The sequence below is a fragment of the Vibrio sp. 10N.239.312.D08 genome, assembly GCF_041466145.1.
In the GTDB taxonomy this organism is placed as follows: domain Bacteria; phylum Pseudomonadota; class Gammaproteobacteria; order Enterobacterales; family Vibrionaceae; genus Vibrio; species Vibrio crassostreae_C.
Window position 1 is genome coordinate 1 of sequence record NZ_JBFSSD010000017.1, and the last position, 15,423, is coordinate 15,423.

14 protein-coding genes are annotated in these 15,423 nt (G+C 41.3%); 7 read left to right on the forward strand and 7 right to left on the reverse strand.

Going from position 1 to position 15,423, the window contains the following annotated elements; translation table 11 throughout:
- Positions 1 to 390: 390 nt before the first annotated feature.
- From AB6D58_RS10975 to AB6D58_RS10990, 4 genes are all read right to left on the reverse strand, one after another.
- A complete protein-coding gene (locus AB6D58_RS10975; protein WP_372070324.1) occupies positions 391 to 2,229 on the reverse strand; it encodes a hypothetical protein in 1,839 nt (612 codons plus the stop codon).
- A gap of 387 nt (positions 2,230 to 2,616) precedes the next feature.
- Positions 2,617 to 2,934, reverse strand: coding sequence for a hypothetical protein (locus tag AB6D58_RS10980; protein WP_372157277.1), 318 nt, complete (start codon positions 2,932 to 2,934; stop codon positions 2,617 to 2,619).
- A complete protein-coding gene (locus AB6D58_RS10985) occupies positions 2,934 to 3,419 on the reverse strand; it encodes a DUF4405 domain-containing protein (protein ID WP_371969230.1) in 486 nt (161 codons plus the stop codon). The genes AB6D58_RS10980 and AB6D58_RS10985 overlap by 1 nt, the downstream gene beginning before the upstream one ends.
- A gap of 316 nt (positions 3,420 to 3,735) precedes the next feature.
- Positions 3,736 to 4,236 carry a nuclear transport factor 2 family protein gene (locus AB6D58_RS10990; RefSeq protein WP_130241165.1) on the reverse strand — a complete coding sequence of 167 codons (501 nt, stop codon included), beginning with the start codon at positions 4,234 to 4,236 and terminating at the stop codon, positions 3,736 to 3,738.
- A gap of 438 nt (positions 4,237 to 4,674) precedes the next feature.
- Here AB6D58_RS10990 and AB6D58_RS10995 point away from each other — a divergent pair, with 438 nt between their 5' ends.
- Genes AB6D58_RS10995 through AB6D58_RS11015 form a run of 5 tightly spaced genes read left to right on the forward strand, consistent with a single transcriptional unit; the run spans position 4,675 to position 9,668 of the window.
- Complete coding sequence (locus AB6D58_RS10995) at positions 4,675 to 5,661, forward strand: tyrosine-type recombinase/integrase (RefSeq protein ID WP_372157279.1); 987 nt, start codon at positions 4,675 to 4,677, stop codon at positions 5,659 to 5,661.
- Positions 5,648 to 5,809 (forward strand): hypothetical protein, encoded by a 162-nt coding sequence (locus tag AB6D58_RS11000; RefSeq protein ID WP_372157281.1) that lies wholly within the window; start codon positions 5,648 to 5,650, stop codon positions 5,807 to 5,809. Before AB6D58_RS10995 ends, AB6D58_RS11000 begins: the two co-directional genes overlap by 14 nt.
- Before the next feature lie 7 nt (positions 5,810 to 5,816).
- Positions 5,817 to 7,469 carry a phage integrase SAM-like domain-containing protein gene (locus tag AB6D58_RS11005; protein WP_372128599.1) on the forward strand — a complete coding sequence of 551 codons (1,653 nt, stop codon included), beginning with the start codon at positions 5,817 to 5,819 and terminating at the stop codon, positions 7,467 to 7,469.
- Positions 7,466 to 9,271 carry a site-specific integrase gene (locus AB6D58_RS11010; RefSeq protein WP_372157283.1) on the forward strand — a complete coding sequence of 602 codons (1,806 nt, stop codon included), beginning with the start codon at positions 7,466 to 7,468 and terminating at the stop codon, positions 9,269 to 9,271. Before AB6D58_RS11005 ends, AB6D58_RS11010 begins: the two co-directional genes overlap by 4 nt.
- Positions 9,264 to 9,668, forward strand: coding sequence for a TetR family transcriptional regulator (locus tag AB6D58_RS11015; protein WP_372128597.1), 405 nt, complete (start codon positions 9,264 to 9,266; stop codon positions 9,666 to 9,668). The genes AB6D58_RS11010 and AB6D58_RS11015 overlap by 8 nt, the downstream gene beginning before the upstream one ends.
- Before the next feature lie 890 nt (positions 9,669 to 10,558).
- On the opposite strand, the gene AB6D58_RS11020 is transcribed toward AB6D58_RS11015, so the two are convergent.
- Entirely contained in the window at positions 10,559 to 11,320 is a 762-nt protein-coding gene (locus AB6D58_RS11020; protein ID WP_372157285.1) for a DsbA family protein, read from the reverse strand.
- A 178-nt stretch (positions 11,321 to 11,498) separates the two neighbouring features.
- On the opposite strand from AB6D58_RS11020, the gene AB6D58_RS11025 reads away from it, so the two are divergent.
- The gene (locus AB6D58_RS11025; RefSeq protein WP_372157287.1) at positions 11,499 to 12,509 is read left to right on the forward strand and encodes a hypothetical protein; all 1,011 of its coding nucleotides are present in this window, start codon (positions 11,499 to 11,501) and stop codon (positions 12,507 to 12,509) included.
- On the opposite strand, the gene AB6D58_RS11030 is transcribed toward AB6D58_RS11025, so the two are convergent.
- Together AB6D58_RS11030 and AB6D58_RS11035 are read right to left on the reverse strand one after the other, a co-directional pair.
- Positions 12,506 to 13,936, reverse strand: coding sequence for a replicative DNA helicase (locus AB6D58_RS11030; protein WP_372050572.1), 1,431 nt, complete (start codon positions 13,934 to 13,936; stop codon positions 12,506 to 12,508). The two genes, AB6D58_RS11025 and AB6D58_RS11030, sit on opposite strands and share 4 nt — an antisense overlap.
- A gap of 158 nt (positions 13,937 to 14,094) precedes the next feature.
- On the reverse strand, positions 14,095 to 14,466 hold the full coding sequence (locus tag AB6D58_RS11035; RefSeq protein WP_372157289.1) for a hypothetical protein: 372 nt from the start codon (positions 14,464 to 14,466) through the stop codon (positions 14,095 to 14,097).
- Between the two features lie 360 nt (positions 14,467 to 14,826).
- Between AB6D58_RS11035 and AB6D58_RS11040 the strand changes: the two genes are divergently transcribed.
- Positions 14,827 to 15,414, forward strand: a complete 588-nt coding sequence (locus tag AB6D58_RS11040) for a hypothetical protein (protein WP_086714975.1) — start codon at positions 14,827 to 14,829, stop codon at positions 15,412 to 15,414.
- Positions 15,415 to 15,423 lie beyond the last annotated feature (9 nt).

The window sequence follows — 15,423 nt, forward strand, 5'->3', positions numbered from 1 at the left end:
AACGTCGCCGTATCAACCTCTCAGCTTTAAGGTTTCAAGATACTTTTTCTAATATCAGTTAAGTGAATTAGAGTTTTGAGTTTAACGCGTTTTTGTCCAGAGGCTTGATAGACCTGAAGTTTTACTCATGGCACTTTTCTAAAAAGTGCCAGCTAGCTCAGATCTGCCCCAAACCTTACGACGGGTTGACCGTATACTTCTGCTTAGCGTCATTTGACTGACTTTTTCTCATGCCAGTAGAATGTCTAGCTTTTTCAGGCCTTGCCTATACCTCAATATTAGACTTAACGAAGGTGAACTATCTGGCTCTAGTTCATCAAGAATTTAAAATGATAGAGAAATTAAAGACCTAGCGGTAACCCCTAGGTCTCAACGGACAATAAACAGTGTTTAGATTGATTTGGAGATCAAGTCAGCTTTCAGTAGCCCACCTTTAGTCAATAATTTAGGTGAAAAATTGGGGTTTCTACGCTGTTTAAATGCGGCTAGAATTTTCTGTAATCCCTCAGCTTCTAGTAAAGAAATGTTTATCTCTGTATCCATATCAGCTGCATCAACAAAGTCATCAGAAAATGCAGGTGCAACAATAAGTACTTGAGCGACCCGATGCCCGTTGGCTTCACAGCGCTTAACATATGCTTTAACTTGTCTAGACGTTGAAGAGTATTTGGAAAATTGTCCATTCTTAAATGACTTTGCTTCACCAACGATAACATCATCATTTTCTAACGAAATGATGATGTCAGCCTTGTCTTTAGCTGTGTTGATATCTTTTCTCAAATCCTCATCAACAGTCATGCCTAGTTGCTCTAGAATCGAACGAGTCGCCTCCTCAAATTTCACACCGATATCTGCTTCTTTGATATCAATACCTGCTGATTGAAGTCCTTGAAGGTCACGACAGGCCAAAAGATGATAGTTTTCGATGAGTCGATCATTGGCACTGGCAAAGCTCTCGATAATTTGGCTTCTAGGGTTGCCACGTCGAGGCAAATTCATATCATTGCGGATAGTCTTAATCTCATCATTACTATAGAGATAAAGGATATCCAATGGTGTGATACTTAGTGCTTTGAGGCGTTCAGGGTCGAGCGTCTCTTTGTTCTCAATTTCGAAGTCTGCTCGAATCCTATCTTCAACATTTAATTCGTTTTGAGACAGTGCTTCGAGTAGTTCTTTATAGCCACTTACACTAAGTACGTTAAACTCTTCTTCTTCTGAGGACCTTAGGTGTTCAATTAAAACATCAATGCGGTCTTGTAGCCTTGTCCCTATTCTTGAAATATCGAGGTCCATATCTTCAATGAGTTGCTTGATTCGTTCTTTTCTCTGATTTTGAGTGGCATCTTCAGCGTGAAGATCTGTCATTAAAATACTTCTGATTGATAAGCCAGAGTGCGAAATTGTGGTTATTTTGTCTTGTCTTTCAATGCCACGAATTTTGTAGCCGTGGTTTTTGAGTATATTGGAAAGATCAGCATCAGAAAGTGACCTTAGAATGCGAAGGACATATTTATCATGCAGCTCTTTGCCAAGAACGTCATGAAGAGATTCGATAACTTCATCGGCAATCATAATTTCAGAGCGACGGCGGTTGATAAGGATGACACCGTTTTCTCGAAGGTACTCTAATGCACTTTCAATACCTAGTTCTGGAATTGGGTCGACAGAGTGTTCAATCGCATGAATTTCCTCTCTTGAAAGCGCTAGACGTTCAGCTAAGACATTTAAGATGCTTCGTTCATCTTCAGATATCTTTGCGGTGCGATTAGACCTTAAATCGTTGTTAAATGCTGTTTTCATGCACTCACGGTATATATCTAGGCGATTCAATCGCTCAAAGTCGCTTGAGTCATTTTCTTCAATCTCTTTGATGAGGCTTTGGCTTAGCTCATCAATTTCGGTATATTCTTTGGCATAAAGATTTTCAATCCAAGGAATGGTAGCAATGCAATTCCCATCTCTGACTAGGATATTGATAAGTAAAGACACTTGAGGTCCGCCGATAGCGATTTGTTCTTTTAGGTGCTTTTGGAAAAGAGTCTGAATTAGACTAAATAATTGCGTGATTTCATTGCCTGATGCTGCTTTAAGTTGGCCATCGATTTTCTCGAGTTGTTTGGTTAAATCAGAATCTCCTTTGCTGTCTTGGCATAGCTTATCGATGCAATTTACAAACTTTGATCGCTCGACTTGATTTGTGTGGTTAAGAACCAAATTTAACTTCATGAGAATGTCCTACTGAAATACGTAAAGTAATCGGTGAATGATAACTCCGCGTTTTTATTAGGTATATTAATCAATATCAATCTGTTAACTATGTCACTGGTTTGATATAAGAAACAGGTAAATCTCCAAAGCAACTTACACAATCAATACTGAACTGTAAGAAAAGCGCTATTAAGCTGTCCAGATATGTGCCAATACGATCAACGTGAACATGACAGCTAGAACGTTTGTGCCCCATTGTGACTTTTGCATCCAAACTTATGTCTCGATGATTTGGTAACTTTGATATACAAATAGTAATGAATGGCAAAAGGCAGACCTGCCCCAGCTAGTTCACTGACAGCGGGCGCGTCGAATGTTTGACGCACTGGCTGAGACATTGTTTGACTAGTGGACTTGCCGAGTAGGCTTGTTTTGGTTTTCGTGTGTACGGTTTTTGAAGATAAAAGCAGAGAGCTTTAACACGCCATAACACAAAAAGGCGGGCACCATGGTCAGCACAGTAAGCTTAGCAAATGAGACGCCGAAAACCGCTAACCCAGATAGGTTTCGTTTTCCTTCTTCGAGTGCAAGCTCGGTTGCTTCACTATTTATTGTTTCTGCCCAAGTTGATAGCTCTAGGGTCCACATTACTGCACAGATGATAAGCGAGATGATTAAGACAATAGCAGAGCGCTGTTTCCAACGATAAACGAGATATTTCATTATACACCTGCCTTAGTGTTGTGTTTCTGTCTCATTTTTCTGCTCACACCTTTTATCCACTGCCAGTGCAGAGCGAGATGGATACCAAGCATTGGCATCACTAGGTTTCCTAGGTCATGATGTAGCTTGGACCAAACAGGCAGTATCTCTACTGGCATACCGAGCCGAGGTAGCAAAGCTTCGGAAACTAAGAAGCCGCTGAGTGTTGCCATCAGCATGACCAAGTAGAACAAAGCATCCCAAACCGCATTGAATCGATCTTTAGCAGATTGCTTGTGGATGAAATTTTTTGGAAGAGATACCATCCAGTCCCAATGCAGTAGTAAGTGGATAATCAAAGGAATAATAAACAAAAGGCTCAGCCATTCGTGAGCCGCTACACCTGTTGCTTTGGGGATACAGACTAAGATAAAGCCGACCAGCAGTAGAATGTCCATGACATACTGAGTCTTTACCAAACTGTCTTTCCATGTACGGGTTTGCATAATCAATTGCCTGATAGGTTGTTAAGCCATAAAAAATTCATGTTTATAAACTATCAAGTTGGCATCTTGATTCAATTGATTTTACAGTCATTTACAGTTAGAAATGCCGCGCGTCTTGATAGCACGGCATTTGTGATCGGCTCCAGATAGATTGAGCATCAAGTTAAGCGACTTTTCATGCCTTAAGAATCGGGCTTTTTACCAGTTTATATCATGGGATTGATGATTTTGAACCCTAATCACTTAAATTACACACTGAGAGGTAGCCTCTCAGTGTTAAGCCAATTCTCAGTAAAATCAAACATGTTCAGAGTTGTTATTTCTCTGTGTGATAGGCTTTTGAGACAGCAAAGCTGTCTTCAAACCAGTTCCAACTCTTTACTTTCCCATCGACGACTTGAACGCGCACAGCCCAACTAAATTTTCCAGTGTCAGCGCCAGTGTTGTTTGCGATAGCACTCATGGTCCCCATAAAGACGGCTTGATCACCGTTGGCAAAACTATAATCTGTAGTCCAGCTCGTTGTTTTTAATCCAGCACCAAAGCGAGGCAAGAAGGTATTTAAAACTGTTTCTTTAGACTCCCAGTTACCAATCCAAGGAATAGAACCATCTCCTTCATTATGCCAAACAAAATCGTCAGCCATTAGAGTACTTAACTGTTCCATATCCCCAGATCCAGCAGCCCACAGAAAAGCTTGGGCAACCTCTAGGGTTTTTGCAGATTGTTCTGCCTTAGATTTATCCATGTCTGTTGCGTAACTTGCTTGAATTACTGCGAATAAGCTGAAATAAATCACCAAAAATGTTTTTAACATCTCGTCTCTCCGTTTAGTTGAATGTAGGGCGAAGCAAACGGCTTCTCTTTTGACACCTCTGTAAAATTAGTATCCAAATAGGGATTACTCAATAGTATTGAGTTTGATGGCACTGTGGTAGCTAAGGGAATTATGGATCTAGGCTTTGCAATAAAGCTGATCAGTCAAATGTTAAGAGCACAACCCATCCTAAATGATTTCTTGTTTAGAAGTGTGCCGACGGGGCATGTGATTTGAACTAGCGGGACTGGACCGCCCAGTAAGCGACTTTAAGATACCTAAAGTTATCCGTATTTTCCTAATTTAAGTGATTACTCTAAGAAGGTTATGTCCAATAACGTGTTACAAGTCAACGTATGCATAAAAATCACCCTAATCTCTTGCGAAGTATAACCTTAGCACTTAGCCTGTATGTATATACAGTTTAAGTGAGCCGTTATGCTTTGCATTAAATCCACATCTGACTTTGAGATAGAAAGCGTCAAATACCCTAACTTCCCTTTGCTAACTTGGGAGACTGATAATTCAGATCTAGGGATTGAATCAGGAATGCTTTGTGTAGAGGCGTTGCAGTTCTTGGTATATGAGTGCTTAAAACGAGGCCGAGTGAATAGTGAGAACACTTGGTGGACGTATGGCAATCACCTAGCTCAATTCCTGACATTCTGTGAGCAGAACAGTTTGGATTGGCGAGACATTTCAGAAAGCAGCGAAGATGAAATGTTAGTTAGTGCTTATCGTGACCTTTGTGTTGGTGAGTTTGGCATGTCGGTAAATTCAACCAATCAGCATTTAAGAACGATAGTGCGTTTCTATTCTTATGGCGTCGGTAAGTGGTTTAAGTCATTACCTTACTCTCTAGAATCCGTTTCAGTGAATAAAGGCCAGCAGTTTTTGGCTCATACAGTAAGAAATGGTGGTAAGAAATACAGCTCTGATTTGATGATGAAAACCTTTGAGAAGAAAGCTCAGTTTTTATCGGTAATTGAAGTGCGAGAGCTTTTATCTGCGATTGAAAATCCAACCTTAAAGCTGATGGTTCGCTTATGTCTACAGACAGGAATTAGACGAAAAGAACTGTTGCTGTTTCCCTTACATGTAATAAGAAAGCCTACTGGAAACAGAGCTTACTATGAGGTCAACATTTCACGAACCAAAGGTGAGAAAGAGCGCAAGATACACATCCCGACACGATTGATGGAGGGCTTGTGGCATTATGTAAATGAGGCTCGTTTTCAGAAGCAGCAAGAGTCAGGAGTGGTATCAGATTGCTTGTTTTTAACGTCTGATGGTCAAGAGTGGACTTCTCAAGGCTCTGCTTTTGGTAAGGCTCTCAAGTCGCTTAATTTACCCTTTCACGTATCACTGTCACATGCTAAGGCATACTTACGCAACGCACATGCTGAAAGGAATGTTAGAGCATAAAAGCAGTAAGTTTGAACCCTTGATGTACCTACAAGCTCGGCTTGGACATTCGAGTATCACAACCACGATGAAATATTTGCACTTGGTTAATGATTTAGTCGATGACCTGTCAATTGAGTATCAGCAACAAATTGATGCGATTGTGTAGGTGAAGCATGGCGAAACACCGAAAAAATCTGACAGTTAACAAAGATAAACTCAAGAAAACATCTGTAGTTGAACAAACAATTGACGCAACTCAGAGCCAAGAGATTATCCGTCCAATCAACCCTGTTGTGAACTATCCCAATATTGGCTCAAAAGGTGGTAATGGTTCTAACGTTAATTTTTCTCGTTTCTATGGCAAAGGTTATGACGACATAACAAATCGAGTGTACTACACCGCAAAAGCTCTGCTGAAAAACACCGATGCCCTTAGCGAGGAAACTCAAAAAAGTTATTTTAAAAATGGTTTTTACCATTTCGCTGAATACCTTAAATTATTTAGGCATTCAGCGGGTGAGGACTTAACACAAGCAGATATTACGCCAGAGTTGATCGAGCAGTATTTGCTGCACCTTAAAGGTTGTGAGTTAGGGTATAACACCCAAAAAGGTTACTACACTCATCTCAAGTCAATGCTGATACATATGAAAGACAAGGGCTATTGGTCAGTCATTGGTGATATCAACCTAAACAGTGATTTCTTTCCTAAGAACCCATTTCCAAATTCAAGCAAACGAGTGAAGGGTGAGAAACCACTTACTCCCCATGAAAAAAGGCAGGTGGTGGTTGCGCTAAAACAAGCGATTAAGCCGATTTATCAAAAGACCGAACCATTGACAGGTTATGAATTAGTGGTTTGCTTATTAGCTGTGGCAATCCAAACGGGCATCAATACATCTCCACTTCTCAATATGACTACCGACTCATTGAGTGACCACCCACTTAAAGATTGCCGCAAGCTGTTAACCGTATTCAAAAAAAGAGGCAGCTCAACGCAATTGCACAATTTGCGAAAATCAGAGGAACTTGAAGTGGTGCAAGGGATAAAGCTTGATGTGGCTTATCTTATTGAGGCTATCATTGAACGCAATACCCAAGAGAGAAAGTCTATCGACACAGACTTGGTATTTGTCTATGAGCCTATAATAGCTCGCAAAGGTGCAGAGAGAGGTGCGGCCACCTCTCTATCAGAGAGGCTGCTTCAATATAACATCAAAAATTTCATCAAAGAGTACGACCTAAGAGATGAAGATGGTCGCACGATAAAACTTAATGTAAGCCGTTTTCGCAAGACGTTTATTAATGACATCTACGAGCTAAGTGGTGAGAGTTTGCTGATTGCCGCGCAGCAAGCCAAACACAACGGGACGGGAACGCTTGACCATTATTTACAAGCCCCTGAGCAATCAAAGCGTAATTTAGGCTTGATGGGCGAGATACGAGTTAAAGAGCTAACGAGTACAGAGTCAAGCGTCCCTGTAGGGCATTGTAAAGACCCTAAAAATGGTGATAAAGCACCGAAAAATGGCACATTCTGTAATGACTTTTTAGGTTGCTTCCGTTGTAAGAGCTTCGTTATTACAGGTGATGATTTGTATAAACTCTTTAGTTTTTATTGGGCAATTATTCGCAACCGTGATGAGTTTGGTCGCAAAGACTGGAAGCGTCATTTAAAGAATGTTCTAAGAATCGTGGATGAAGAAGTTATCCCTGAATTTGCAAAGCTTGATCAGTTGCAGCGTGTAGAGGCTGAAAAAGAGCGAGCAAGAACCAATCCACATCCGTACTGGCAAAATCTTGATATGTTAAAGGTGACGCAATGAGTTCAATTGAGTTAATACTCTCGCAAGCTGAGTTTGCGATTCAGCAATGCCCAAAGCCAAGCACCAGTGCGCTTGAGCAAGTCATTGGTGGCTCTCTAACGGGTATCGTGACCTACATTAAACTCGCCAATGGTGAATACCAAACGCTATCTCGATTTGAGGAAGATGTATGGGTGTTTCCTGCTAGTAAAGGTACGAAAGCAACTATAGCAAGTGCATTAAACCTTACTTTTTCCACCATTTCGGACACTCAAATGAAACGCATGGCAAAGTGGGTAATCTGGAGTAAAATGAAAAAGGGTTTAGCGCTTGGCTCTTTGGGAAAAATACTGGCCAAGTTGAAAATTTATTTTCAGTGGGTTTTAAGGTCAGATACTACAGCGACACATGGGCTTACGGCTTTTACCTCAAATGCCTACGTTAGGCACGTAAACACTCTGCTCTCAAAACGAAAAGGCGAAACTAAACCACTGACAGCAATCACTAAAGTGGATAGATTTCGCATTCTAGAAGACCTTTATTACCACTGCAAAGAGTTTGATTTTGTCAAAGAGCATCCCTGGTCTGAATCAAGCGCTAATGAGCAAGCTGGGTATGTTGGTGAAGTGTATCGGGAAGCCATTATCAAAGGCAAGACCCCCATTATTCCAGATAAAGTGCTAATTCCGCTGTGTCAGCTTACTAAATCATGCCTAGATAGAGCTGATGAAATTCTGGCATCATCAAAAAAGAAAGAAACATTACTACTGCGAGATAGCTGTATCTTCTGGCTGCTACTCACAACGGGTATGCGTATCCATGAAATATTAGGCATTAAGCGTGATGCGTATCGCTCTGAAACGAAAGATGACACCACTTACTACTACATCGAAACTGTCTCTGAGAAAACACATACTGGGTTAGCTGAGTGGATTGCGCCAAAGATAGCCACTGAAGCGATTGATATTCTTGGTCGTTTTAGTGCTTCACTTCAAGAGCAGCTTGAGTGTGATTTACTAAAAGCGAAAGCAAGCAATGACCATGTGGAAGTACATCGACTTGAGGAAATCTCAGACCACATTTGTCTATCGAAAAACCTCGGAAAAGGAAACGCAATTTACCTATTGTCAGGGGTGGCCATAACTAACACTAGGTTGCCAAACTTATGTAAACAGATAGCGAATGATTGGAACCTATCAGCGCACCAATTCAGACGTACCTTTGCTAATTATGCGGTTCATTCTGAATTAGGCGACTTGAGAGCATTGAAAGACCACTTTAAACATTGGTCTATTACCATGACCGCTTTGTATGCCTTTAATGATGATTTTGATGCGGAATTGTTTGAAGAAATGCTCCGAGAGAAATATCTGGTTGAAGAAGAAATTAAGCAAGATTGGTTTGAACTAGATGTGCCTATCACGGGTGGTGATATAGCTCAAAACATCAAGAAAGTCCGTGAGGATAAAGAGTTAATCAAATTTTTTGGCTCTCTTAGTGCTATGGCAGAGGCATACTCTAGCTCCATACCAATTCGCTCAACAGGTATTGGGTGGTGTACCAATGATGATGAGTGTAAGTGTGGTAAGCCTGATAGCTGTGAAAGTGGCATTGTAGATAAGCGACACCTGCCTTATTGGGAGGGAATGCTAGTGCAGCAAATGAAACTGATGCAATTAGATGATATTGGTGAAGCTGGTAGAGCGGCGGTCAAAAAAGGCATGAAGCGCTGTGAAAAGGTTCTGGCGGCATTGGGGATTGATGTTGAAGCTATGAAGCAAGAGATTAACGAAAGAGAGCATATCGAGGTGATAAATGTCTAACCAGAAAGAAAAAGCGACACACAAAGCGGTTCGACTTGCCATTATTCGTATCGAAAAGGGTCGCCCTAATGTTGTCTCTTATAAACGCAAAATGAGTGTCGCTGCTGTTGCCGAAGAAGCTGGCGTAAGTCGAGCATTGATTCACCGTGATTGCCCTGACCTATTAGAACGCATTAAAGGCGGTGTAAATAAGGGCATTCGACAGCAACGTGATGCAAAACAAACTGAACTTAATGAATACAAAGACCGCAATCGAGAGCTGCGGTCTGAGGTGGCGGAATTAAAAGCTATGCTCGCTAAAGTTCAATCACAAAATGCTACGTTAATACGAAAAAACATGGCGCTGAGTAATGCTCATGCGGATAATAGCAATGTAACGCAATTAATATATAGCTAATTATCTGAATTTAAAGGCAATAAATTAAAATTAAGGTTGTTTTTGAGATGGTTAAAAGCATCCAAAAGTGCAACCTTAAAGAAGGTTATATAAAACAGAAGGTTAGCTACAGTTACATGTAACAAACTATTTATAATTATTGTTCGCTGACACTTTTGTCATGGTAGAAAACCTTTTTCTTATCTCATGTTGATTTCTTTTGTATACATCAATGACCAATTCTATGAAGGAAAATGAAAATAAAAGAGTTGTTCAAGTTAGGAAACTGAAAATGCCAAGGGTAAAGTGTCTTTTTAGAAAAAAAAGGCCCCGCTCCAATGCAGGGCAACTTTTATTATTGTTAAGTCGAAGCCTATCCCCAGGTTATCCGACTTTTCACCACACGTAACTGTCACCACACAGCACGCCAAAGAAGACTGAGGCAATCTGCTTAGGTGTGCTGTGTGACGGTTGCTACACGCGATGAGGGATCAGTGAAAAATACATTTTCAATAAATTCAGTCGAGGACTGGTATGATCAACGGGACATATCACCCGACTAATAAGGGAACTACCGGATAGTGGCAGAGAACTTAGAAGATTTTGAGAACTGAAGTAATTATAATAATGGTGTGTGGTTTTGTATAGTTTATATGCAAACCGGCTGGCTTAACTTTGAACTTGGTGGAGCCGCTGGTGGTTGGCTTGTGGCACAATAACGACAGGCTATAGCAATATAGTGACTAGCTTGTGGCACTATAAGTAAAAAAAACCCCCGAAGAACGGGGGAGTATGTGTGGTGATTTCGTAGTTATGCCTTACTACTTATAGTTAGTCTGCTCCACTCCCTCCTTGGAGTGACTTTGCAGGGCCATACGAGTAAATACCTCCACACCAATATACGATGCTTCCTATTTACTAACTGCCTGCCTATTAGTTTGGTTTACCAGTTGGCTATACTGAAGGTTCACTTCTTCGATCATCTGTTGACGACTGATTAGGCCCCCAAACTTTTTTTCACCAATATAAAAAGTTGGAGTTCCAGTAAGTTTCAGATCTCTAAAAAGTGTATTATTTTTATTTAAAATAGCACTTACTTGTGACGAATTCGCAGTCTTTTTGATAAGCGTACTGTCTAGCCCCATCAGTTCAGCAAGCTCGTATGCCTTCTGTGGGATGGACTGCTGCATTGAAAGAAGCTCTTTGTGGAATGCTGGATACGCATTGGGAGAGATCTGATTTACAGCAATGGCTATCTTTGCTAATTCAGTGGAATTAGCACCTAAAATGGACACATCTTTATACACGAATCGGATGCGTTTGTCTTTACCTAAAAGGGGAGCCAACTCCGTTGCACCCCTTTTACATACTCCACATGCGTAGTCAAAAAACTCCACCACAGTGATCTCTCCAGCTTCATTAAGAACCGGCGTATCTTCATCATAATACAAAGATTTTGAAAACATTTGTTTATGCTTCATTGTTTGGTATGTCCTCACGGATTCCACTCCTGCGATTAAGAGTTCAGGGTTTGATTGGAACGCTTTCATAAGCATCGAGTTGAATTGTTGTTGTGACATTTCAACTTCAGAAGCTGATGCGGTAGCTGCAGAACCAATTGCCAAAATTGTAAATAAAGTCGTCGCTGTCTTCTTGAACAAAGGTGCCATCATTAGATTCCTCGATTTGAGTGGTCGTAACATAGTGCTCGATGAACAACGTTATGTTTTCAATTAAGAGAACTTTTTTTCGAGATAGATTGAAACGGGGGGAGAAAATTGACGCGATGATCGGGGAAAACCATAATGAGTTTACCCACCCCAGTTATGAAAAAATGTATGGAGCGTTACTATGGACCCGATCAGTAGAATGAATTCCCTCATCACAGAAAGCTTTAATTCTGTAAAAGAATCGCAATCAGAAGTGCTTGAAACATTGGCCACTACAACAAGGAAGGTGTTCAAAGAAATTACTCAAACAACACCGAATTGGAGGCAGAAGCTTTCAGAAATTGCCAATGATGCAACTTGCGCCAATTATGTTGGCCACGTTGTCTCTAACAAACACACTCCAGCAGAGCTACTTCAGTCACAGGCAACTGACGACTTTGTTCTTAACGAATTACAAGTGACAGCGTTCGTGGTTTACGAAATGGTGGAACGAGGTTGCCCTGAGCCGACTCAGCTCAAAGATCTGAATACTGCTATCCAGAACGTAACGCTGAAGTCATTAAACAGTTTACGCAAGTTACTACGCCGCCATAACTATGATATCGACTATCTTTCAGATCGTGTACAAGAGGCTGCCTTGGAAACGATTCGTGCTGCACGCTGCTATAAGCATACGGGTATAGCGAGCTTTGATACTTACGCGAGCGCTCGCGTTAAGACCGTTGTATCAAGAAAAGAGCTCCACCATACACTGATGGTGAAAGTATCAGACCGGGACATTTCAGGCGCTTATTCAAAAGCAATTGAAATTAATTCCGAGAAAACCAACAACAAGCTGACCCCAGGTTCCAGTGCATCATCGTACTTACCCAAACCATTGTATGACTTTGATCAAGGTTCGAACGACAATCGATATGGGGTAACTAGTGGATGTAACGACAATGTGGTGTCGGATTTGACGCATCTTAAGTTGAGACAGCACTTGATTGCCCAGTTAAAGACCCTCAATGCGAACGAGAAAATTGTGATCATGAATGAGATGGGATTAGTAGCCGGTACATTGAATCGAAACGACTTGGTTGAATCTCTCGGTTTCTCCTCGTCTCGATATACCCAAGTTAAGACAAGCGCCTTACAAAAGCTAGGCGCACATAAGTCACTTTCTAAGTCATGGGAACGTGCGCTTGCTTAGTTGATGAACTCAATTCCACTCCCATTGGGACTGTTGTTTGGCAGAGTATCGTTAGTTTCGGTATTCTGCTTTTTGTTGTCGGTCCTTTGGTATTGATCAGCAATAGGTGACGCAGCTGGTGGTGCGCTTTGCGTGTAATTGAAGGAATCTTTAATTTGAGCGTATTTTCCAATGAAGGTTGTTTTTGCAGAGCCTATAGCTGATTTACGAGCTTTGCTAATAATCAAATGAGCGACACCAGGTTCATTTTGAGGATCATACATTTCCGGTCGATAAATAAAGCAGATGATATCCGCATCTTGCTCTAGCGAACCTGACTCTCGTAAGTCGGAATTCACTGGGCGTTTATCAGCACGCTTCTCGATATCGCGAGACAATTGGGATAGTGCTATAACAGGTACTTGTAACTCTTTCCCCAACGCTTTGAGCTGTCGTGATATTTCTGAGACTTCTAAGTTTCTATTATCAGTTTTGTATTTTTCACTGGTTAGCAACTGAATGTAGTCCACACCAATACCAGAAATCTTTCCATTATGCTGCCGATAAAAGCGACGTGCGCGACGACACAACTCCTCGACGGTCATTGAACCGTCATCCATCTCAATATTGTAATCACCGGATCTACCTAGCGCAGATGAACAATCAGCCCATTGAGTATCACTCATGCTGGCGTTTCGAATATTACTCAGTGGTACGCTTGCCAAGTTAGATAGCAAATTCTCTCCAATCGATTCAGAGCTCATTTCAAGGGAGAAAAATAAGAATGGTGCATCGTTTTGATAACTTGAGTTTTTGATAACGTTCAGGAGTAAGGTGGTTTTGCCATGAGATGGACGGCCTGCAAGGATGATGAAATCTGCAGGTCGGAATCCACCAAGTGCTTCAAAGCATGCAAAGCCCGACTTAAATGCATTAAATTCCCCTTTGCTTCTGCGCTCCATGTTGTCCAGCGTTGCAGCAAAGGCATCTTTCAATGAAATTGGGCCTTGCTCATTGTCCTTTTCCACTTCGTCATAAGACTCAACAACAGAATGCATCGAACCTATGATTTCATCGGTCGTCTTGTTTGACGAACATTGTGTTAATAGCTTTTGAAGCTCCACCTGAAGTGTTCGTTTGTTGTTAGTGTCGTTGATTTGCGAAACATAGTCAGAAAGAGCATTTATGTTTGCTGGTTGCGCTAGTGACTCCATGGCAACTGTAGTAATCGCGTCGACTCCCTCTTGCCCATACTCAGCGTATACACGCGCTTTAATCGTGTTTAAATCGATTGATTGTTTATCTTCATGCAATTTGAAGCAGGTATCGATGAGAACCCGTGTCGCTGTATCACTGACAACGTTAGTTTCTAGGTCGAGTTCGTCAATAACGCCATCATGGGAGAGGATGAGGTTAATCACAGGGTGGTATAAATTAAACTTTAACATGGTAATGCCCATCGGATACTAGGACATAGTTGATACAACTTTTGAGAGTGAATTTAGAGAATTGAGTGGGGGAGGTGGTAGGGAAACCCAAAAAGTTAACAACGGAGTGGGTTCAATCGCAACAATCAAACGATTGGATTTTTGGGTTTCCCAAATTACTAAAGCGAGGCGTCGATGCCTCCCTCATAATCAAATTCGACGGACTCTGTGGGAGAGCTAATCCATGCGTCGATGATGTTATTGCGTCGTGTCGTGTGGTATTTGCCTGACGGAAGTTTTTGCATAAATCCATCGGTGACCTGGTTGATGTCCAACGAGTAGCCCAGCTTCGAAATCTCGCCATGAAGTTTAAACATCACGTTATCCGAGATGTAGTGATAAGCGGTACTGCGCGAGATGTTGGCGTAGGTTCGATAGAGCTCTTCACATGGTTCCATTTTGAACTCATCTTCCAAAAGACTTGAGCTGCATTGAGAAAATAACAAGTTTACTCGTGCATCTAAGTAATCGGTGCGGCTGGGTGTGAGCATATACACGGCCAAACACGCGAAGGCGACAATTAAGCACGCAGCGGTTCTGACAGGGACACACTTAGTATTCATTTCCATAACGTTTTCCAGTTCCATTCATCTAGACAACCCAATATCAGAAATATGGCATAGACAGTCATGCCGAAATGAAATTAGTGGAACGATTTTTAGTGTTTCCCCCGTTTTGAATAGAAAACAGTGACCTCCTCTCGTTTAAGACGATGCCTAATGATGTGATGGAATCGAGTTCCTTTGTCAAATAAGGGGCTTAAATGGACTCGCTAATTCGTAAACCCAAGTGATTAGACGTGTATAACTGACCGTCAGAGTCTAAATCTTTTTTGACTTGGGGATTTTTTAATGAAAGTCATCGAGAATAACACCCTGCGCGAGTGTGTAGTCTGTAAACAACCCACACTAACAATGGTAGAAAATGGACACCAGGCAAAACGATACTCTTTATGTGAGAAGCACCACTCACAAATTGAGTACGTGAGAGTTATACAAGTAATACAGCAATCTAAATTCAAGCGAGATGGAAAAACTCGAAAAAATGTCAAAATTGTAGATCCAAGAAAGAGCTTGGTTCGCTTTGATTTTTATTTTCGAGAATTAGCAGTGGAAGATTGTGGTAATTATATCTGGCTAGGCGCTAAAAATGGGCCATCTGTACAGGCTGTTCATGTGTACCCTGACAAAAGTGATGTTACCGACTACTTACTGGCAAACCCACCTTTTAACGCAAAAGGAATCCAGTACCGAACAATACGCAAGATAAACGTATGGGATCGAGGGGATAGAAACGAAATCCACTTATCCAACATACCAGAACATCACTACACGAAGAAAGGCATGTCTCTCAACGATGCATACGCACTACTTGTGAAACGTAAGACTGTAGTAATTCAGAAAGTTGGAGCAAAAAAAGTAGTGACCAAATCAGCGTAATAGAATTGA